Below are 20,113 nucleotides of genomic sequence, written 5' to 3'. Positions count from 1 at the left end.
GGGATTTTAATTACATGTTTCATCACGCAAACATATCTCCAATCTCATAATCTGTCATTATTCTCCGATTCTTCTTTTTCAGCGCAACTATCTCCTGTATCTTTTTAATTCTTTTGCGCTCGTCCTTATCTTTAATTGTCCGGAGATCTATGCTCCGGTACATGATTCTCTGCTTAATCTCCGTCTTTTCCGGAAGACCGGCAAATAATGTCTGGAACTCCCACCAGTGCATATAAGAAATTGTCTGCAGATTAATTCCATACACCTCACGGAATGCACTGTAAATACATTCTGCATCTTGTTCAAAAGAATACAATTGCTTCGGTGCAGATCCGGTAATACTCTCATCCTCTTCTGCGTTTTCTGTTTTCATTGCCAGAAAATCACCCAATGCATAAACTGCTGTTTCCAGATCATCCGGAATCCCATCTATGTACCACCGCAACAACAGTCGGCACTTTATCTGCCAGGGGATATCCTCGTCTTCCACCAGTTTAGCAAATCGTATCCATTCACGAAAATCTGTTTCAATTTGGTAAGCTTCATCATTCACGCAAACTGTATCCGGAAATTTATCGAACAAAATATTCATAGCATACTACCTGTTGCCATTACGGTAATAAGTAACATTTCCCTTATTCTGCTTCTTTCCATGCTGCTTATTATAATTACGTCTCTGCTGTCTGTTACCATGCTGCTGTATGGTATATTCACTGTATCGTCCATTCAGCTTTGTCGCTTCGTCATTTTCGAATTTCAGCAACTCATCCGCAGCATCAAGACATGCATTCAAGCTGATTTTCCCCTGAAACATTTCTTCATGTGCACCTTCTCCGATAACTCTGTCAAAAAAATTAAAGTAACACTGGCATTGTGCACGAATAATATCTGCAGTCTTTCCAGTTTTGGGTACACGTGCAGCTTCTTCTTTCATTGCTTGTTTCGCATCTTCAAGATTTTCCAAAAATAGTACGTCTGTAAAATCAATCTCTGCTTCAAGATTTCCAAATTTAAAAAGGCTCATCGGCTCACTCTCCTATCTTTACTCTGCTGTAAATGTACATGTCTGCCAGCTATCTGTTGTTGTGGCAGTTCCTTTAATGATTTCCCCGGCTGCTTTCAAGCTTCCCTTGTAGATCAGTGCATCTGTTCCGTCACCTTCCGTATCCGGGATCACGCTCCAGTCACGCTTTCTTGCAGTACAAGTATTTCCATCATCTGCTTTTGTTTCAAACAGATCCACTACCACTACCGTTACCTGTGCATCCGATCCAAGCAGTTCATCATCTGTAATCGTTGCAAGTTTTTTCTGTACTGCATCATTCGTGTATAAGTCAAACTCATAATCCATAGATGGCGCATATCCTACCACGTCAGATCTTTCACTCGCTTCGTCTACATACTGCCTACTGTATTCTGTAGAATTCTTTCCATCTGACAGCGATGTAAAGCCCGTCATTCTGGTATATGTCTTTCCATCACCTGTAACATCCATAAACGCAACACGCTTATGTCTGCCTACTAATTTCTTTTTATTTGTATCTTCTGCCATCGATACAACCTCCTATCTGTATATCACTCTGCAAATCATCTGATACCGTCCCAAATCTGCTTCTGTACTAAACAAATAGCCGGACTGCAGCACGTCTACTCTGGTAGCGTCGTGCCCGTCCAGCTCTGGGAGGATATCGTTCATATTGTTACTTTCAACCCACTCTTCAAAATTCTGATAAAAGCCACTGTTAGCGATACCTGTTCTGGCATCACCGTCATACGCTTCCTTGCTCGTGAATGCGAATTGAAACTGTTTCAAGCAGGTCCCATCTGTGTATCTCTTGTAGACAGGATCCGCTCCGATCGGATCAATGGAATACTCCATTCCATTACCCAAATAATCAATATTTATCTTCCGATCATCAATATCCGGATTCAGCATTACATAATCCCGGATACTCTGAATAATCGGTTTTTTACTCTCTTGCAATCCTCTCTGCTCCTTTCAAGATTGGTTCTTTATGGCTTGCTTTCATAGTTTCAAACCATCTTGGCTTACTTTTATTTTCATAATACTGCCGGCGGGCATAAGGCGCTAAATATTCGATACTTCCGGATCCGATCACTGTTCCAAGTGTTCCTGATTTAATCAGAAATCCTGTTCGTCTTGGTGTAAGTGGATTCATATACCTCAGGCATTCTGAATCAACAAACTGTTGCGCTTTTGAAAAGCTCTCAGCCTTTCGCTGCGCAAATCCTGGTGCCCACTCTATTTTTGCCGTTACGCTTCCATTCGCATCAGCTGAAGTAAACACACTTCCACGAGGGGTTGTAATTCGAAATTCCTTTTTCTGTGCCATTTACTCACCTTCAATCTTCCAATGTGGCAATCCGCCAAAGCGATTATCTGACCAGGACAACACTTTGCAGTGCCTCAATCGTACATCTTTCAGATCAGCCGGCTTCTCAATTTCCTGATTATACTCGCCGAGTACAATCTGATCATCTGTCTGAATGGTCCAGTGTTCTTCCGGATCTTCCAGCTTCGCATATTCTTCCGGCGGAAGATACTGATTCGCATTCTCCACATCCGTAGGAATACGGATCTTATATACTTCTGCACTGTTTAGTCCGGAATCGCCAGCAGATGCTTTGTGATCAACATATACATGCACATTCTCAATAATGGTTCTATGCCAGGTATCGAAACGGGTGAGTGAATCGTACCTATGGTTATAGATAGTTATCGTTGCATTCGTTAACACAACAGCATCCCACCTTTCTTGACAACCATCCAGTTGGAAGTAAGTATGTAGACGCTGCTTTATACGCTTTCTTTCCGATCAGTTCCTCAATCGTCTGCCCATCCATTTGTTCGACAGCATATGAAACACTGTATCCATCATTGTTTTCAGATTTTACAGTACCTGTTTCTCTTTTCTTTTCACAAGATGCATACACATCCGCAACTGCACACACAGCATCTTTTACTGCCATGTTCTCAGTTGCAAATATATTTCCACGAATATACGTCAGCTTTCTAATATAGGCTTCGGCTTTGCGTTCTGCAGACGGAAATTCCTTTTCAGTAATCCCGCCTCCGTACTGATCTGCATAATATCCATAATCTACATACATAAGTTATTCCTCCCTACTCTCCCGCTTTCAGAATCGAGAACGGGCATCTCTTTGTCTTTTCTTTTGCAAGTGCATTGATAGGATTTGGAACTTCCCAACCCATACGCATAACTGCACGAAGTGCAACCATATCGTTCTGCATCAGGTTGTATGCGATAGTTCCGTCTGTATTCTGTACAACACCTTCTGTAAACAGCTTGAATGTAATATCCTGTCTGATAGAAAATACAAGCTGCGAGAAATCTCCGGAGACCATCAGGGCCTTAGATTTATCCCATGCTCCATTGATCGGGAAATTCATCGGAGAACCATCCAATGCATACTGCGTAGATCCCTGCATATCTGATTTAAACAGTGGATCGCCGTTAGCATTCTTTAATCCTCGGAGCTTTGCCCTCATAGAAACATCGGCCATATGACCATTCACTAAGTATCCGCATTTTTCAACTTTGTCAAGAACGCCTTCTTCCGCCATAATCTTATCGTACAGTGGATCAGCAGAACCAAGCGTTACTACACTTCCAGCTTTTGTTGCAGTAGTTACTATATCATCTCTCCAAGTAGACGGTTTATCTACTCCGAATAATGCAGCTCCATCAATCTTTGTTCCGAATGCTTCTGTTACCCTCGGTTTCACCTCGCCCCAAATATCATAGTCTGAATCATCTAATACGGACTCTGGAATCGGTACAATTACCGCAATTTCTTCCGCAATAATAAACTTCTTATCCCATGCCTGCTTGGTCGTTTTCTTCTGTCCTGAATCACCGTTCACAAAATAAGCAATTGGCAACATATCCAGTACTGGCATCTTGTACTGCTTACTTGTCATATTTGGCAGCTTACGTCCTCTTGAAAGAACAGCTGACTGAGCAATAACACCCTGAATGATCTCATTTGATTCCTGTACTGGAATCAAAGATTCTGCACCGCTTCGATCAATAATGTTGACATCATTCTCAAAAAGCCTTAAATTCATTCTGTTTTTATTCATCTTCTACCTCCGTTATCTTCTCGCTGCAGCACGGATACGATCATTGATGGAAGCGTTCATGTTTCCACCAGAACCTTCTGAAGAATTTCCAGAAGATGTGGAAATGCGATAAGAACCGGCATTTCCTGTAAATTTCGGATTCTCCTTCAAAAATTTGTCTGCAGCTTTTTCAAATGTTGTTTTATCATCTACAAGTTTCGATACCTTGAACATGACATAATCCAAATCTTCTGATCTAACACCTTTACCAGATAAAGTCTTCTCATTCTCCATCTGCTGTACTTTCGCCAGCGCATCATCAAGATCTTTCTGCAATTTTGCAGTATTTGGCTGATTAGCCGCACGCTCTGCTTTGAAATTATTGATTGCCTGTGTTACCTCAGATTCTGTCATGCCCTGATTTCTGAAAAAATTGGCAAGAGCTGTCCGCTCAGACCTCTCTACTCGTGCACCTGCAATCTCTTCCAACTGTTCATAGGTATATGTTCCGGTTCCATGTGCTCCGGATGCGCTCCCAGCGGATCCCTGACCGCCGTTTCCAGTCCCAGCGTTTCCACCCTGATTACCAGAGCCAGCTCCGCCGCCGTCTTCAAAGAGCTGTAAATTCATTCTGTATCTCATGTTTCTACCTCCGTTTCGCCTCGACAGGCTCCCGAGCTTTTATATCGTCTTCACGTTTTGGACATAATAAAAACACCCTCTCGGATGTTTATTTTTGAAATTCTATGCAGTTGTATTCCCGGTTGACATCTGTAAGTCCCAGGAACCATGAATCTACCAGAAGTTTCCCGCCATCTGATAAATTCTCCCATCTGATTACTGTCATTCCGCTTTCCGCCATTGCTTGAACTCTGTCGTGTGTAAGATCTTGTAACGAATTGATCAAGCTGCAAGTAAGTGCCGATACTGCAGCGCATGCCCGGTCAATACCATCTGAAGCTTTTCTGCAAGCATGGCCAGATAAACGAATACTACGCTCTGTTATTTCTACATTTATCATACTTTCTCCTAAAATTACGTACAAAAATACCACCGGTCATTTTCGACTGGTGGTAGCTACATGGATAATATTTCTATATCCTCCCATAATTTATTTAATGGTATGTTGTTTATTTTGTGCTTATCGAGCATCTCCTGAGCATCAGAATAAAACTCAGCTTCTCCTTCAGGGCACTCACATATAAATGGTTTATCATCTCTCCATGAAATATTATATCTTTTCTCAGAAAGAGCGAGCTCAATATCCAATCCTGCCTCTATAGCTTCTGTCAACTCAGATAGATTCTCAAATTTTGCATATTTTTTGTACTCAATCATATTCTGATCACCTCTTCTCAAGAATATCCTTATTGGCAATTTCATGCCCTAATTTAAGTGGATTATCATGCTTTGCTTCACGTTTCAAATTGCCTTTTTCATCAAGATACCAGTTATGATAATGCGGTACAATCGGATGTTCTTTTGAATTTCCGTGATCCGTCATATCTATATCTAATCTTGGTCTTCCATCATTTCCATAATATCTACGTCTCTGCAAGACACCGTCTTTGAAATTATCAAACACACTATTCGGAGCACCTTTATACGGGATAGAATGTATTTCTCCTATTTGTTTCTTCTTCAGTGCTTGACTCTGCCATTTTACATCTATATATGCTTCACTGATAATTTTCCATTTCTCACTATCATTATATTTCATTTGGCCAAAATTAACAAGCGAACCAATATAATCTCCCAGAACTTCTTTATACCGCTTATACTGAGCCACATCCTTGGATGCATTCTCAATCATTTCCCGCGGGAACAATGTATTCTGTCGTTTGCTATTTGTTGCCACTCGTCCTTTCATGTCCAGGTAAATACGCTCACGTTCTTCCGTAAGCCTCATTTTCCGGCAAAATCTGGAATATTCATTTAACTGTCCTTGGTACTTTGCTTTATTCAACAGAATCTCATCCGGATCAGCCTTACCTTTCTGGAGCAGTCGAACCTTTTCTCTTTGCGCCCGCATCGCCAATTCTATCTGACGTTGCTTTTGTTTGGCTTCATACAAGGTATATTCCTTATCCCCAAACTTCTTCGGTTCACTCTCTTCCAGATTCTTGGCATCCAGCCATTCATCCGACCAGTTACGTTCGGACAATCCGGGAAAGAAAGGATAGTACTCGTGTCAATGGTAGCAGTTCCAACCTCCTAATCCTTCACCGGTCCCATAACCTGTACTACTGACAAAGTCTGGATAATCTGCCATGCTCGCATCACCCCCCTCCACAACAAAAGGAGCCTTTTGGCTCCCTCTGCTTTATTTCCAATATTTTTCTTCCGCTGTTTTTCTTGCTTCAAGTGCTTCTTCTATTCTATCGTATGTCCCTAAATTAATACGTTTTTTATCTACAGTAATATAAGCTCTCCATTTTTCCGAATCTTTTCTCCACATAACTCCTGGATAACCTGATGTATTTGTCTTTCTCGGCTTTTTATCTCGATTCCAACAATTCTCTTGAAAAGAAATCCACCTGCAATTTTCAGGACAATAATCTCCGTTTACATCTATGCGGTCTATTGTTAATTTATCTGCATAACCATTTTTTATCGCCCACTGTTTAAACGCCTCAAAATCATTTATCCATTCATCGCACACTTTTATTCCTCTTCCGCCATAATATTCATAATTACTGCAAGAAGGTATGTTACATCTGGCCTTCATTGCGCGCCATTCATTATGTAATCGAGTGCCTGTTGCTTTATGTACTACATTTATTTTAGATGTTCTTTCCTTATGGAGACAACCACAAGATTGGGTTAATCCTTTTCTAAGATTCTTCCCCAAAACAACTACTTCTTTTCCACATTCACATTTACACAACCACTGAGCGCTTTTTCCTCCATTAGGCGAAATATAGTTTTCCGCACGTTTCAGAACTGTTAATCTTCCAAATTTCTGCCCAGTTAAATCTATTGCTTTTCCCATGTGTTATACCCCCCCCCGCTGAATTTCAGCTTTGGCAGCTTTCATTCCTTGTGCGTATCCAAAAGTAAAACTATTATGAATTAAATCAAAAATTCCTTTGCTGTTTCTCTTTATCTCTTGGAAATTTAAAACAGAAGCATCATAATACGTATTAATTTCTGTGTTTTGTATCACATTCATTGTATTCTTGACTCTCGCCATAATAAAAACTCCTTTCAAAATTCGTGTTGAAAGAAGTTCCATTCTGCATTATAATATTTACAGAAGGAAACTTCTAACCTAAACAGTCGTTTGTGCTTTGGTCGGTGCTACGACTGTTTTATTTTTTTGTTAAATTTACTGCCTGCTGATAAACCATGTCTATACCTTTTTTCACCACCTCTGTCTTATTTAATCCTAGTGTTTCACGACAATATTCTAACTTTATATCGTCTAGTACAGACAATCTCACTTCCATTCGTTTTGTCTTTGGTTCATCTGTCGGTCTTCCTGTTCTCGGGCTCATTTTATCACCTCACTTTTGTCCGTACAAATATATTAACTTATGTACGTACAGAAGTCAAGTGTTATTTATTCCATTTGTAAACTTTTCCCTGCCACACAGAATGTGAAGGTCTCGCTCCAGCGTGCCAACTCACTTCCACATATTCACAACCGAGCTGTTCCATATGATATTCGGTTATCTTATGCGTAAGCTTTACAACGCCGGTCATGACCGCTCTCCTTGCAGCCACATCCACCCGATCAGCTCGTCCGGATGAGTAATCTATCTTCCTGAGTCCGCTATTCGTAAGCTGTGTAACTACTCGTCTCAGGACACTGTTATAATCAAACGCGCCGGTTACGATATCATAACATGCTGCATCCAGGTATCCAGAATACACCTGTGCAAGTGGTGTCAGTACCTTCCTACCATTTCCATAATCCAAATAGAATCCAAGCGAATTGGTTACATTCTCCAAATCTTCACAACTCTGATCAATAATTGCTTCTGTGATCCGCTTAAGCTGCTCGTTCTGATCATACGGTATATATTCCGCATTGATCTGCTCATATACATCCTTATCTCGAACATATTCCTTTTCGATTACCTTATCGTACAGCTCAAACATTTCCGGATAGGAAGCATTGAGCGTCTTCTTTATCTCCCGTTCGATATCCTCTGAAGAATGTCCCAGGATCCGTAACCGATTAATCTGCCAATCTGCAGTACTGGTAATCTCACCAGTTTTAACGATCCTCCGAACAATATCTTGCATGATCCGTTCTTCCAGGTCTTGATATCTGGCAGCGATCTTACTGGCCATCTTATTCTTGTAATCATCCCGCATCTTACTCCATCACCTGATTCTGTTCCGGAAGTTTAGCAGCTGCATCTTCCAATGTTTCTCCGTACCATTTGGAACGATATTCCGCATGACTCATAACACCCATGCTCACATCCTGTCGATCGCGATTGCGTTCTGTTTCCTTATCTTCAATAATCGAATCATCGAAATCAATTACAATTTCTGCATCTGGATTCAGTGGCTCATTCAATACCATTCCCAAACGAATGATAATTCGAATCAGTTGCTTTAATGCATCCTCAAGCAATATCTCATGTTTCTTAATCATACGATACATATCCGAATTTTCCGAAATAATCTCTGTTGCTGTCTTTGCTCCTATTGCTCCGAATTGATATCGATCTGTGCCGAATCCGCATTTAAGTGAAAGGTAATTTAGATCGTCATTGATTGCTTTGCTGTGTTGATCAGCACGAAGCGACATGTCGATTTCTTTCAACAGCCCCTCTCCATTGGCATCATCTTCCGGAAGCGCATAGAACACACTATCATCCGGATCAAACGCCGGAGAGCCGTCTTCATTCGTCAGCATTTCCGGTCTCACAAATATCCGCTTCCTGCCAAGTTCAAATTCATTACAATACGAATCATATTCTGTATCCAGCTTCTTGAGCGTATCAATCGCATTTGCGAATATAGCAACACCCATTGGATTATTCTGGTCCGCATTATTCGTGATATTCAAACGATCAATAACGAATTGTGGCTCTGCCGAACCAGTTTTTGCTTCTTTTGCAAGTGTTTTGAATGGTTTTAATAATTTCCATTCCTCTTCTGTCAGTTCCGTTCCTTCCTGACTTCCAGATTCGCACCGCAATACAGTATTACTGATCACGTACTCCCCATTTTCCAAAAGATGAGATTGCAACTGGACATATTTTTTTCTTGAAATCGTATGTGGAAATGCAAAAATGCATTCCGTTACCCTTCCATTATTCCATGTTACCGGGTATATATTTGGTGCATCCACGTAATTGATGCAAATTCTTCCAGAGAGAACTTCTCCATCCTCTGTAATCTCCACATCTTCCAAATATGGGATGTACGCCACTGTACCAGTAAAGGCTTTCCGCTCCTGGTAATCATTTCCCATCACAAGGAAACGGTTGTCATCCAAAACCTGCTGCACATATTCATCCGTTTGATCATCATCAAGAGTAATTGTCACCCGTTCATTCAAAAGGAGATCCGCAATATCTTCACTCAGCTTCTTCGCCATTCCCATACTCTTTCGCCTGCAGCGTTTGTATGTTCCACGTCCACTGTATACCTTGTAGAAAGAGAAGTTTCGGACATTTCCCTCATACCAGGATATCCATTCCGCTATCTTTCGGTAAAAGGATGGATCCACAGTATCAATCTCCTTCTTTTTGAAATAATTAAAGATATTCATCGTCCTCTACCTCCTTCCTGCTAATATCACATACATCTATTTCTTCCGTTTCGTCTTTCGGCAGCCAGTATTTTAACCTCTTCCAGGCTCCCATAACACAATATCGGATTGCGTCCATACAATGGTCATATTCTTTTACAGGTACTTCCTTGCCTTTTTCAATGGATTTCTTGTCATACTCATAAGTTCCAAATTCACTTACTGCATATTCCTGTTTTGGAGATGTGGTCATAATGTCAAAGCTCAAAACCTTTTGCACACGGCTGATGCCTAAAGCAACATCATTCTCGGCATCTCTTAAGAATACCTGATAATCAAGATTTTCTGCCCTGGTTGCCCGCCTTACTTCCTCGGCCAGACCTTTTGCGGATGGGTCAAGGAAAATATAAAAGACCCTGTTGTCATACTGTTCATGCAAATCATTCATGAACTCAACCAAGTCTTTCGCATATTCTGATGGACTCTTCTGTTTTCCGGTTTCACGGCCACTGTGGTAATATTCTCCAAGTCCCGGAAATTTCTTCCGGTATGCGTCAAATCCAAATGCTTCAAATGTCGTTGCGTTCTGTTGTCCGTAGTCGCCGCCGATATAAATACGGTCATATCGCCTATCCGGATCTGGTTTCTTCCTGTGTCGATCTCCAAACATGTAATAGATCAGCTCATCCACACCAACAGCCTGTCCGAGCCATACCCACCGATACATCTTCTCATCTGCCCGTTTCATAGCTTCTGCAGATGCGATTAACGCATGCCCCAACCAGCTGACCGGAACATCTCTGTAATCCGTATGAATGTGAATGCAGTCATCACGCTTTTCCATCTTCTTGCACCATTGGTTGATCGGTGCATTTGGATTCTTGGGCGGGTTATACAGATAGATCATCTGGAAATCACTGTCATTTCCTCGAACGAATGTTGCTTCGATATTGCTCAATTCATCTTCGCCTTCCCCATCATCGAAGAACTCCGTCAGCTCATCCAATACTACCAGCTTGATCGGCTTATCCTCATCAATAATACCTTTCGTATCGTCGATGCCGTCTGATCCGGAGAAGTAAATGGTCGTGCCGTATTTTTTATAAGTAATTTCCATCGGGGATTTCGTGATTGTGAACTTGTTCTTCGAAATTCCCAACCGGTTAATCCCTCTGATCATTTCTTTGTACACCGTCTTTCGGAGCTTGTTATGATGCTTGCGAAGAACTACTGCAGAACCATGTGGATCTGATACAATCTGGTAATCGGTTCGAATAGCAGCATAACTGGACTTTGTTCCGGCACGTCCGGAAGTCAGGATAATGTGCTTAACTTTTCTGTTGTTGAATATTGCCAGATACTTCGGTATCACAATGTCCGATATCTTCACCTGTTGGCGCGTCGTTGACAATCACCACACCATCCTCTCCATCATCGTTGCCACTGGATTTCATTCGTTCCGTATTAGCTTTGATCTGCAGGATTCTTACTTTCTGCTCTTCTGTAGCAAGGTCCCAGTTCTTATGCAGCAGATCTTCATACCGGTTAATCATGCCTTCCAGCGTCTTCTGTGCTCTGGCTTGAGCCGATAAGAAGTTTGCCTGCTTGTCCCACGCCTGCTGCACTTCCCATTTTTCAGAACAAATATTTCCGGAGCTATCTGCGATCTTTGTCGTTGTCGCATCCTCCTGATCACGAACATACATAATTTTCTGTGCCCGGATAATGGCAGCATATGCAATCTGAATCTGGTCCCACAGAACATCAAGCGGATCTTCCGGCATTTCCTGAATGATGGATAACGTCTCTTCCGGAAGATGTTTGGAAAAGAACCCGAACTTCTCAGCATGCTTATTCCCCGGCGGACCGGTTGCATTCTTGTTACCTGGTTGTCCGCCCCGTTTCCTTTTTCCGGGTACGACAGAGGGTGCACCCTCTGCTTTAGAAGGTGCACCCTGTTCTTTCTTCAACTTGGACCAGCCATACCGTTTGATCCAGCTCTTTATTGTATTCAAACTGGTGTCATATTCCTCCGATAGTTTCTTCGGAGGGACACCTGACAGGTAATCATTTTTAATCTGTTCTTTTACATCCGGCACGTCACCACCTCTCTCTTTCCTGTTTTTTGCATTAGAAAAGCACCCCAGAGGGTGCCATTTATATTTAGTAATCTTCCATAAGTTCAATAATATTTACTTAGCTATTCCCAATATGCTTGTAATCGTCGATATAGTTGCATAATATATTCCAATCATAGCTACAACAGTAGATACAACTCCTATTACTATTGCGATATTGTTTGAATGCCTATACTTCTTCTCTTCTTCCATCTTGTCATTAACCGTCTGCTTTAAATCATCTATTTTGTCGTTTTGAGAATTTAATATCTGTTCTATTTTATTTAAACGATTATCTATTTTATATTCAAATTCGGATATCTTTTTTTCTGTTCTCCTTTCGCTTTCACGAACATCTTCTCTTAACTCACTCTGATCCCTATCCACTTTTTCAATATAAGATTTCAACAGATCATCCATGTTTTTTCCTTCTTCCATACGAGTGATTTTTCTCTTTCCCAAACTCGAATTTATTCTATCCGAAATAGGAATTACACTATCCATTTTATGCACCTCCACTATTCCATATGTGAAAATACATCCATGATTTTCTTTATATCATTTGGTGTTGCCGTAAAATCAAACGTTTCTCCGTCTTTTCTAATGAATCTTATTGTTTTATCCTCTCCATATGTTTGCTTTTGTGCAATTCTATCAATTCTAGGAGCAGAGGATTCCCCCATAAATAAATTTTCAAATAACGGTGTTAAAGTAATAAAGAATGCCTCCATTTCATTTTTAAAATTTGTTACTATCTTATTTCCTTCCTCTTCTGTAAATTCTTCAATCAAATTAACTTCCTTATCTTCTTTGCACGACAGAACTTTTCTCGCATTCCATTCTATTTGATTTGATAAAGTGTATTTCCACAAAAAATCTGTTACACAATTCAAATCATACCCTAACATTTTTTCACATACTTCTGATAGTTCATCTGTACAATATGGATAGTCATTTCTCCTTTCAAATACAGACAATATCTGAAGTGCTTTGTAAAATATAAGTTTATCTTCTTTATATTTTGCAAAAAGCTCTTCACAATAATTAAACATATTATAACCGTTTTCAAATGCCATTCTAATTTCCTCCTAATAACCTAATAAACCTACTCTCATAATATCTCATTTCTCGACATTACGCAACGAAAAAGACACCCGGCATCACCAGGTGTCCTCTCTCGGTTTTATTAGGTTGTGGGGGAACTAATCATATGTCTTTTGTCTTTTCATCATGTCCAGTATAATAATAACATAGTAAAATTATTAACGTCATTAGTCTTGCAAATTTTCTTTAATTATTTGTGCTATTCGCCCCTGAGTGCAATTCAAGCATATTCCTGCATCTTTCTGCGTCATCCCATCCAAGAATACCATTTCAAATATATCCTTGGTCGTTCCATCAGGCATTGCGGCTATGTACTTCTCTACTTTCTCGTTCTCCCGGATCAGCTGATCTTTTCTCTTCTCCTTCTCATGGATCCGCATCTTCAATGCAGTTGCTGCCTTTGGCTCTTCCACTCTCACCTGCACATGCTCCTCGATGTAAGGGAAATCATCCGAACTCTTTGTAACCTTCCCCGATACAACCGGTACTGCGTCCAGTCTTTCCTGAAGCTTGGCAATGATCCCGTCCAGATTCTCAATATCCCGCTTATTTTTCTTGTATTTATTTAACAGTTCTCTGTTCATTATGCTCACGCCTTACTCTTTCCTGAATTTCTTTAATCAGCACTTCTCCATCCATGTCACTGTACATCTCAATGCCTTTACGAAAAAATAATTCACATTCAATTTTTGTATGAAGCGCATTCGTGTCCTTTGGATGTCGCCTTAACCTGATCAATGCCCGCCGGTAATCATCCGCTGCCAGCTTTACAACTGCTGCTTTTAAGTTTTCATAGCACTCGACATATTCACTCATCGCCGGTCACCTCTTTTATGTCTACTCCCATCTTCCGCAAGTAATCCTCCACCGAATAACTCTGATAAGCTGGTGTATGGAATCTCTCACTTGCCTTCGCATCATGACTTTCTTCCAACTCCTTATAGTGTTGCTGATCATCCAGCTTTACCTGTCTTCTGTCTCTTCCTCTGTTCAATCATTTCTCAGCTCCTTCGTCGTTTTGTTCATTACGCAGCCAATCAAGTAATTCTCCTATACATTCGTCACAAAGATCATAGCTTTCATCTCTTAGGCCCATACCTGTGATTGTAGTAATTCCAGAAAGCACGCTGCCTTCAACATTACCTCTTGTTTGATATCTCTCATTCTTCTCATACGTCTTCCCACATCTATCACACTGTATTACTCTACTCAACTTTTCCCTCTGCTCCTTTCTCTCCAAATCCTTGGCATATATCATTTCCAATTGTTCATCTGCACTTGCTCCTACAATGCATAAGCTCCAGGCAACAAAGAGCGTGCAGGCGATAATGATAAATATTATTATCTTCATTGTTCCTCCCTGTATGGATCCGGCAATGGTGTCCAGGCGATTACTTTCCCATTTGGTTCGCCCGAATCTCCATACCATCTTCCTAATTCATTCAAATATAAGATTTCAATACGGATTTCACCTGAATAATACACTCCCCATTGAGTAAGAACTGGTATATTTAACTCCGGCAATCTATCATTATATGGAATCCACTTGCCGAACTCATCGTTCTCTTCCCGATCTTCATACATCGCCAGTCTATCCACCAGCTCCTGTTTCTTATTCGGGGACCAGTATCCTCGCTTTATACCGTTCTCTCTTTTATGTGTTAATCTTTCCATGATCTATTCCTCCACATCCTTCATCCTTGCATCTTTTGACACTTCCCTGATCACACTTACCAACATATCTTTCGCAAGGTCTGATTGATATTTTTCGTTTATCGCATCCGCTTCTCGTGTCACTGCTTCGCACTCCGCATCATCCAATCTTCTTGCACCATATTTTCGATACAGCTCCCAGACATCCACAAACAGATTGTATACTTCACGAAATGCCATTACTTTTACTTTCATCACAGCTCCTCTATCCGGATATAGATACCAGGTGTCTTCGCCCAGAACTTCTCAGTAATCTCAGATGCTACCAGTGCATCGTCCTTCCAAAAGCCTACCAACGTCATGCAGTCTTTTAACATCTTCTGCAGATTGTCTGTGTCTGGCTTTGTGATCCGGTACTCTCCGTCCTTATGTTCCTTCTTCGGGAAGCACCACTTGGTAATCAGCCTTACCCCTGTTCTGTACGGTTCCATGATACGATATTTATACAAGTTGCCAATCAATTTCTCTTTTGCTGCTTTCAGTTCCGGTGGATCATAGAACACAGGTCTGCCATTCACGATCGTGACCTTGTGCTCCTGGTGTGTTACTGTTGGCGGTTCCATTGCCATAAAAAACTCTGTCAAATTAATCAGCTCCTCTCCAAGTTTGAGTTTTGACATCATAGGCTATCACATGATGATTAGCAGCCATATCAAAAATCTTTTGCATTATGTCTGGCTGAGATGCCAACCACTTCGCAACTTCACTTTGAGTTATATCAAATGGTTTTGACTTCACATGCTGTAGCGGAGGCATCTTTCTTACACATTCCAAAAATTTATAATCCAGTTTTTTCATTTACTTCATCTCTTTAAAGTATTAAATTTTTTCTTTATCCCTGAACCCTGTCTTGTGCTGGGTGGGCTCCCGCCTGTGTGTGGGGGCGTACATCAATCGCCCCACACTTTAAAGGGGGTGCCCGCACATTCCCGTTCCCGATAGGGATATATTTATATATAGGTGCCGGGAGGGAATGTTCCCACCACCTAAAAACTAGAAAATGGGAAGAAAATCGGGAAGATTCCCACTACCTTGATTTTTTAGAAACTGGGAATGTTCCCACCACCTAAAATTTATGGTAACGGGATAATCCTTTTCGTCTCTTTGTCTGTCGTATATCCATACTTTTTTAATGAGTTCCATAATGTTTTTTCTGCCGGATATTTCTCTCCAACTGCTTCCGAACTGCTCTTGATCTGCTCGTATAACTCCTTCACAGTTGGGTATGTATCATGATGTTCAAACCGGAAACTTTCAATCGCCATGTCTACTTTTGCCTGTTTATTCTTCCTCTGGACCTCGCCTTGCTTCTTGCGAGCTTCCTGTCCCTTTTTCCAGTTAGGCTTCTCATCTTCCGGCTGCACATCGTCCAATGCTCCGGACTGATCTGCGTGATGTATCGGATAATCGAACCACAGATTGACCGGTTTGAACTTCGGAAACTCTCTTAAAGTTCCATCAATACGCCACGCTGTCTTCGTGTTCGTTGTGATCAAGTTTGTATCTATCTGCTTCTGCAGTTCCCGCATCTGCATAGGCGATAAGTGTTCCCTGCAGTAATTCATCATCTGTACCTGGCTACATAAATCGTCCTGAGATAAATCATCTTCCCATCCAAAATGGCTATCTAAATACGTCTGACAGGTCGCACATACTGTTTTATTCTGTTCCTGTTTGCGAAGATCGTCTGTAACATCCAGTTCAATCAAATCAAGCATTGCATCCGGATCTCTGGCGAATACTCCAGATCCTGATGCACGGTCCATGGACCTCTTGCCTCCCTGACTTCCTTTGCTATGGTGATGACAATAAATAACTGCACATCCCAACTCATTGCATACTTTATCAAACTGATTGCAGAAGTTCGCCATCTGATCAGCACTGTTCTCATCACCGGTAATGACCTTGTAAATAGGATCTATGATAATGGCCATATAATTCTTCTTTGCCGCGCGTCTGATCAGCTTCGGTGCGAGTTTATCCATTGGTATTGATTTACCTCTCAGGTTCCAAATATCTATATTAGAAAGGTTCTTTGCAGACCAGCCTAATGCCTCGTATACATCTTTAAATCTATGTAAGCACGACGCTCTATCCAGCTCCAGATTCACGTATAATACACGTCCCTGACTACAGTTCCAGCCGAACCATTTTCGCCCCTCTGCAATGGCAATACACAGCTCTATCAGCGCAAATGATTTACCAGCTTTGGACGGTCCGGCAATCAGCATCTTATGTCCCTGTCTCAGCACATTCTCAATGAGTGGTGGAGCAAGTGCTGGAAGATCATCCCAAACACTTTCCAGCGATTCTGTATCCGGCAAGTCATCATTCATGGATTCAATCCATTCATACCATTCCTGCCAACTGGATTTTCCAATATTGGTGTCGATAATATACTGTTTCTTACCGGCTCGCATTACTCCTGGAAGTCTCGAAAGACGTGATGGATTCTTATTCTGAGTATCTATAATCAATCCATTTTTCTTACAAATGTTATATAAGTACTCCACACGTTTTCGATATTCATTATAGTCTGCAGCTTCCACATGAACGATAGCATGCAAGCTTTTCTTTCCGGAAAATACCAGACATGCGACCGGAAGTTCTAGTTCCCGGATAATCGCATGCTGTTGTTCCAAATCCATGGCATCAGACTCGACCAATGCATAACGGAATTCTGTCACATTTTCATTTTTACATCCATTTCCATCTAATGGATTAAAGCGGATCCACGCTCCCGCCTCTTGATTATAGTCACCAAGAACAGCGCCTATGTCGCCATTGCAATGGTTTAAAGCTTCTATCAGTTGTCCGGCAGTACGGTCCCAACAGCCCTTCTGTGGTAACCAGCGTGTTCCTTTATCATCTGTCTTCTCCCAGCTTCCCGTTACATATCCGACATTTTCTCCTGGATCAAACAGTGTTTCCAGATACCGGGTAATCTCATTTACTGGGTCCCAGTTTCTAGGTTCATGTATTTCTTTACCTTCTACCCATGACCGATCTACCACAAGACATTCTGCACTAATCTCATCATCCCAGCCAAGTTCATATGCTGTATATGAAGGCTTCCAGCCATTCTCCATGGCTAACTGAACAATTGTACCGGCAGTAACCGGAGAATTAGAGCCATGGAAAGTATTCCACTTTTTCTCACATTCTCCTGAGTGATACCGCCGGTCATTTTTACTCCATGTATCCCATACATCTACAGAATAGCCTTCATGTTTTAATGCCATTCCCACATTCACCCAATCCTGGTAATCAAGCTCAGCCGGATTCAAATATTCAATTATTTCCTGTAAGTCTGTATGCTGTTCCATATTTATCCTCTATATTCTGCCGGAATGATACCACTTGGCACCCTCCAACCATTGCCAGCGATTCGGTCAATCATATTTTTTGCTGTTTCAAATTGCCAGGTTCCCACATGCTGAAATCCTCTGCTTTCCAAAAAACGTATCTGTTTCGGGGTGGTTAACCCCTCTCTTCTACGTTTATCTAAACGATCCAGAATCTTGGATGCTTTCCCGGCATTTTCAATTGCATCCGGAAGAATCCCTAACTTTTCAAGTGTCTTTTTCTGACCTTCTGACGGTGGAGCCATCTCCCATCCAAATGCAGGCACGTATCCGGAAAGATCTTCTGCCTGAATACTCATTTCAAACTGCAGCGGATCTACCAGCCTTTTCTTGCGTCTCTTCATCTCAGAAAGCTGCTTAGCCAATGCCTCTTCTCTCTGTGCTACTACATCCTCAGATGCTGTCTTTTCCGCCTCTTCGATATCAATCACGCATCCTGCATCCTTTTCCATGTTCTCTGTCATTTTCTGTGCTACTTCTGCACTCTCGCAGATCAATGATGCCGGATGGCATAACTCATGCCGTTCTGTGTGCCACAGAAAATCCAATAATAAAAGATGATCTTTATTGGTTTCTGGTGACAATCTGGTTCCACGACCTACCATCTGACAATACAAACTTCTGACTTTTGTCGGTCTTAATACCACAATGCAATCCACGCTAGGACAATCCCACCCTTCTGTAAGCAGCATCGAATTGCAGAGTACATTGTACTGATCCTTATCAAATGCCTCTAAGATCTCTGCACGGTCCTTACTATCTCCATTTACTTCCGCAGCTTTAAACCCATGATTGTTTAATATATCCCGGAATTTCTGACTGGTCTTCACAAGTGGAAGAAACACAACCGTCTTCTTATTGCTACAGTACTTTTCCATTTCTTCAGCAATGCTCTCCAGATATGGATCCAATGCTGTTGCAATATCACCGCTCTTGAAGTCACCGGCCTGTACTCCCACTGCAGACATATCAATCTTAAGTGGTATCGTTACTGCTTTTATGGGAGACAGATAACCTTCTTTGATTGCTTTTGGCAAAGTATACTCATAAGCCAGGCTTTCAAATACTGTACCAAGATTTTGCATATCTCCTCGATCCGGTGTAGCAGTTACACCAAGGACTTCCGCATCCGGAAAATGTCTCAATACTTTCTGGTAACTATCTGAAATACAATGATGTGCTTCATCAATGATGATCGTATTGAAATAATCATTTGGAAACTGGTTCAATCTTTTCTCTCGCATCATACTCTGTACGGATCCTACTACAATCCGGAACCAGCTTCCTAAACATGTCTGTTCTGCCTTTTCGGTTGCACAGCCGAGTCCTGTGGACTTACCGATTTTATCTGCAGCCTGATCCAGCAGTTCACCTCTATGCGCCAGTATCAGGACGCGGCTTCCTCCCTTAACACATTCTTCTGCAACCTTTGCAAAGACAATTGTTTTTCCGCATCCCGTTGGCAACACCAGCAGCGTTTTCTTGATACCGTTCTCCCATTCAGAGAAAATAGCATCCTTCGCCTGCTGCTGATATGGTCGGAGCTCCATTTAAAATGATCCTGCCTTATATTCTTTTTTTGCTTTTGGGAGGAATTTCTTCACATGATTATATTTTTTACTTGAATCTTTACGATCCGCACGCTGTTCGATGATTGCACGACCTGTTGCTCTTGGGACAATATTCCAGTTCATTTTTACTTTACCATTTACTTCTTCTGCACCAATAGACAAGAAGAATTCTGCAAGTTTCCACTGCATACGGTCGTACAATAAAAGACTCTCATTCATTATGCACACACCTTCCGAAGTTTCCACTTTCACTTTTAATTCTGCTCTTGGGCATGCCGGTGCCTTATCACTTCCTTCAAAACGTCCACGTTCAAAGCTTTCGATTGTGAAATCATATTCACCTTCCGGAAGGAGCACATAATCGGCTCCTTTCTCAATTTCATCATCCCAGCCTAACTCTCTTCCTTTTAATTCTTCACTCATAT

The 20,113-nt window shown here is 41.4% G+C and carries 32 protein-coding genes; all 32 read right to left on the bottom strand.

Annotated features, from left to right (window positions below; translation table 11 throughout):
* Positions 1-22: 22 nt before the first annotated feature.
* A complete protein-coding gene (locus NQ508_RS05985; protein ID WP_006426798.1) occupies positions 23-592 on the bottom strand; it encodes a bacteriophage Gp15 family protein in 570 nt (189 codons plus the stop codon).
* Between the two features lie 6 nt (positions 593-598).
* Positions 599-1,024, bottom strand: coding sequence for a DUF6673 family protein (locus NQ508_RS05980; protein ID WP_006426800.1), 426 nt, complete (start codon positions 1,022-1,024; stop codon positions 599-601).
* A gap of 18 nt (positions 1,025-1,042) precedes the next feature.
* Positions 1,043-1,552 (bottom strand): hypothetical protein, encoded by a 510-nt coding sequence (locus NQ508_RS05975; RefSeq protein ID WP_006426801.1) that lies wholly within the window; start codon positions 1,550-1,552, stop codon positions 1,043-1,045.
* A 12-nt stretch (positions 1,553-1,564) separates the two neighbouring features.
* A complete protein-coding gene (locus NQ508_RS05970; RefSeq protein ID WP_044919631.1) occupies positions 1,565-1,984 on the bottom strand; it encodes a hypothetical protein in 420 nt (139 codons plus the stop codon).
* Entirely contained in the window at positions 1,971-2,354 is a 384-nt protein-coding gene (locus NQ508_RS05965; RefSeq protein WP_006426803.1) for a hypothetical protein, read from the bottom strand. Before NQ508_RS05965 ends, NQ508_RS05970 begins: the two co-directional genes overlap by 14 nt.
* Positions 2,355-2,759: a DUF6751 family protein gene (locus NQ508_RS05960; RefSeq protein ID WP_006426804.1), complete on the bottom strand. Its 405-nt coding sequence runs from the start codon at positions 2,757-2,759 to the stop codon at positions 2,355-2,357.
* Positions 2,728-3,132, bottom strand: a complete 405-nt coding sequence (locus NQ508_RS05955) for a head-tail connector protein (protein WP_006426805.1) — start codon at positions 3,130-3,132, stop codon at positions 2,728-2,730. The genes NQ508_RS05960 and NQ508_RS05955 overlap by 32 nt, the downstream gene beginning before the upstream one ends.
* A gap of 13 nt (positions 3,133-3,145) precedes the next feature.
* Positions 3,146-4,126 (bottom strand): phage major capsid protein, encoded by a 981-nt coding sequence (locus tag NQ508_RS05950; RefSeq protein ID WP_006426806.1) that lies wholly within the window; start codon positions 4,124-4,126, stop codon positions 3,146-3,148.
* Positions 4,127-4,138: 12 nt separating this feature from the next.
* Entirely contained in the window at positions 4,139-4,747 is a 609-nt protein-coding gene (locus tag NQ508_RS05945) for a hypothetical protein (protein ID WP_155115956.1), read from the bottom strand.
* A gap of 88 nt (positions 4,748-4,835) precedes the next feature.
* Complete coding sequence (locus NQ508_RS05940) at positions 4,836-5,126, bottom strand: ribosomal-processing cysteine protease Prp (RefSeq protein ID WP_006426808.1); 291 nt, start codon at positions 5,124-5,126, stop codon at positions 4,836-4,838.
* Positions 5,127-5,182: 56 nt separating this feature from the next.
* Positions 5,183-5,443 (bottom strand): hypothetical protein, encoded by a 261-nt coding sequence (locus NQ508_RS05935; RefSeq protein ID WP_006426809.1) that lies wholly within the window; start codon positions 5,441-5,443, stop codon positions 5,183-5,185.
* A gap of 7 nt (positions 5,444-5,450) precedes the next feature.
* Complete coding sequence (locus tag NQ508_RS05930; RefSeq protein ID WP_049940506.1) at positions 5,451-6,269, bottom strand: structural protein; 819 nt, start codon at positions 6,267-6,269, stop codon at positions 5,451-5,453.
* A 159-nt stretch (positions 6,270-6,428) separates the two neighbouring features.
* A complete protein-coding gene (locus NQ508_RS05925) occupies positions 6,429-7,097 on the bottom strand; it encodes an AP2 domain-containing protein (RefSeq protein WP_006426811.1) in 669 nt (222 codons plus the stop codon).
* Between the two features lie 3 nt (positions 7,098-7,100).
* Positions 7,101-7,298, bottom strand: coding sequence for a hypothetical protein (locus tag NQ508_RS05920; protein WP_044919634.1), 198 nt, complete (start codon positions 7,296-7,298; stop codon positions 7,101-7,103).
* A gap of 118 nt (positions 7,299-7,416) precedes the next feature.
* Positions 7,417-7,602: a hypothetical protein gene (locus tag NQ508_RS05915; RefSeq protein ID WP_006426813.1), complete on the bottom strand. Its 186-nt coding sequence runs from the start codon at positions 7,600-7,602 to the stop codon at positions 7,417-7,419.
* Positions 7,603-7,663: 61 nt separating this feature from the next.
* The gene (locus tag NQ508_RS05910) at positions 7,664-8,428 is read right to left on the bottom strand and encodes a phage minor capsid protein (RefSeq protein ID WP_006426814.1); all 765 of its coding nucleotides are present in this window, start codon (positions 8,426-8,428) and stop codon (positions 7,664-7,666) included.
* Between the two features lies 1 nt (position 8,429).
* Entirely contained in the window at positions 8,430-9,839 is a 1,410-nt protein-coding gene (locus NQ508_RS05905) for a phage portal protein (protein WP_006426815.1), read from the bottom strand.
* On the bottom strand, positions 9,826-11,229 hold the full coding sequence (locus tag NQ508_RS05900) for a PBSX family phage terminase large subunit (protein WP_242654657.1): 1,404 nt from the start codon (positions 11,227-11,229) through the stop codon (positions 9,826-9,828). The genes NQ508_RS05905 and NQ508_RS05900 overlap by 14 nt, the downstream gene beginning before the upstream one ends.
* Positions 11,147-11,917 (bottom strand): phage terminase small subunit, encoded by a 771-nt coding sequence (gene terS / locus NQ508_RS05895; RefSeq protein ID WP_044919639.1) that lies wholly within the window; start codon positions 11,915-11,917, stop codon positions 11,147-11,149. Before terS ends, NQ508_RS05900 begins: the two co-directional genes overlap by 83 nt.
* Before the next feature lie 93 nt (positions 11,918-12,010).
* Positions 12,011-12,439: a hypothetical protein gene (locus NQ508_RS05890; protein ID WP_006426818.1), complete on the bottom strand. Its 429-nt coding sequence runs from the start codon at positions 12,437-12,439 to the stop codon at positions 12,011-12,013.
* A 14-nt stretch (positions 12,440-12,453) separates the two neighbouring features.
* Entirely contained in the window at positions 12,454-13,011 is a 558-nt protein-coding gene (locus NQ508_RS05885) for a hypothetical protein (protein ID WP_006426819.1), read from the bottom strand.
* Positions 13,012-13,206: 195 nt separating this feature from the next.
* The gene (locus NQ508_RS05880; RefSeq protein WP_006426820.1) at positions 13,207-13,623 is read right to left on the bottom strand and encodes a sigma factor-like helix-turn-helix DNA-binding protein; all 417 of its coding nucleotides are present in this window, start codon (positions 13,621-13,623) and stop codon (positions 13,207-13,209) included.
* On the bottom strand, positions 13,601-13,855 hold the full coding sequence (locus NQ508_RS05875) for a hypothetical protein (protein ID WP_006426821.1): 255 nt from the start codon (positions 13,853-13,855) through the stop codon (positions 13,601-13,603). Before NQ508_RS05875 ends, NQ508_RS05880 begins: the two co-directional genes overlap by 23 nt.
* Positions 13,848-14,033 (bottom strand): hypothetical protein, encoded by a 186-nt coding sequence (locus tag NQ508_RS05870; RefSeq protein ID WP_006426822.1) that lies wholly within the window; start codon positions 14,031-14,033, stop codon positions 13,848-13,850. The genes NQ508_RS05875 and NQ508_RS05870 overlap by 8 nt, the downstream gene beginning before the upstream one ends.
* Complete coding sequence (locus NQ508_RS05865; RefSeq protein WP_006426823.1) at positions 14,034-14,390, bottom strand: hypothetical protein; 357 nt, start codon at positions 14,388-14,390, stop codon at positions 14,034-14,036. It lies immediately after the preceding gene.
* Complete coding sequence (locus tag NQ508_RS05860) at positions 14,387-14,713, bottom strand: hypothetical protein (RefSeq protein ID WP_006426824.1); 327 nt, start codon at positions 14,711-14,713, stop codon at positions 14,387-14,389. Before NQ508_RS05860 ends, NQ508_RS05865 begins: the two co-directional genes overlap by 4 nt.
* A gap of 3 nt (positions 14,714-14,716) precedes the next feature.
* Positions 14,717-14,947, bottom strand: a complete 231-nt coding sequence (locus NQ508_RS05855; protein ID WP_006426825.1) for a hypothetical protein — start codon at positions 14,945-14,947, stop codon at positions 14,717-14,719.
* Positions 14,947-15,372, bottom strand: a complete 426-nt coding sequence (locus NQ508_RS05850; protein ID WP_006426826.1) for a RusA family crossover junction endodeoxyribonuclease — start codon at positions 15,370-15,372, stop codon at positions 14,947-14,949. Before NQ508_RS05850 ends, NQ508_RS05855 begins: the two co-directional genes overlap by 1 nt.
* Positions 15,338-15,550: a hypothetical protein gene (locus tag NQ508_RS05845; RefSeq protein ID WP_006426827.1), complete on the bottom strand. Its 213-nt coding sequence runs from the start codon at positions 15,548-15,550 to the stop codon at positions 15,338-15,340. The genes NQ508_RS05850 and NQ508_RS05845 overlap by 35 nt, the downstream gene beginning before the upstream one ends.
* A gap of 275 nt (positions 15,551-15,825) precedes the next feature.
* Entirely contained in the window at positions 15,826-18,078 is a 2,253-nt protein-coding gene (locus NQ508_RS05840; RefSeq protein WP_006426828.1) for an AAA family ATPase, read from the bottom strand.
* Positions 18,079-18,080: 2 nt separating this feature from the next.
* Entirely contained in the window at positions 18,081-19,667 is a 1,587-nt protein-coding gene (locus NQ508_RS05835) for a DEAD/DEAH box helicase (RefSeq protein ID WP_006426829.1), read from the bottom strand.
* Positions 19,668-20,111 (bottom strand): hypothetical protein, encoded by a 444-nt coding sequence (locus NQ508_RS05830; RefSeq protein WP_006426830.1) that lies wholly within the window; start codon positions 20,109-20,111, stop codon positions 19,668-19,670.
* Positions 20,112-20,113 lie beyond the last annotated feature (2 nt).

The sequence above is a fragment of the Dorea longicatena genome, from assembly GCF_025150085.1.
GTDB classification, from domain to species: Bacteria; Bacillota; Clostridia; order Lachnospirales; family Lachnospiraceae; genus Dorea_A; species Dorea_A longicatena.
This window is presented reverse-complemented; position numbering and strand designations above follow the sequence as displayed.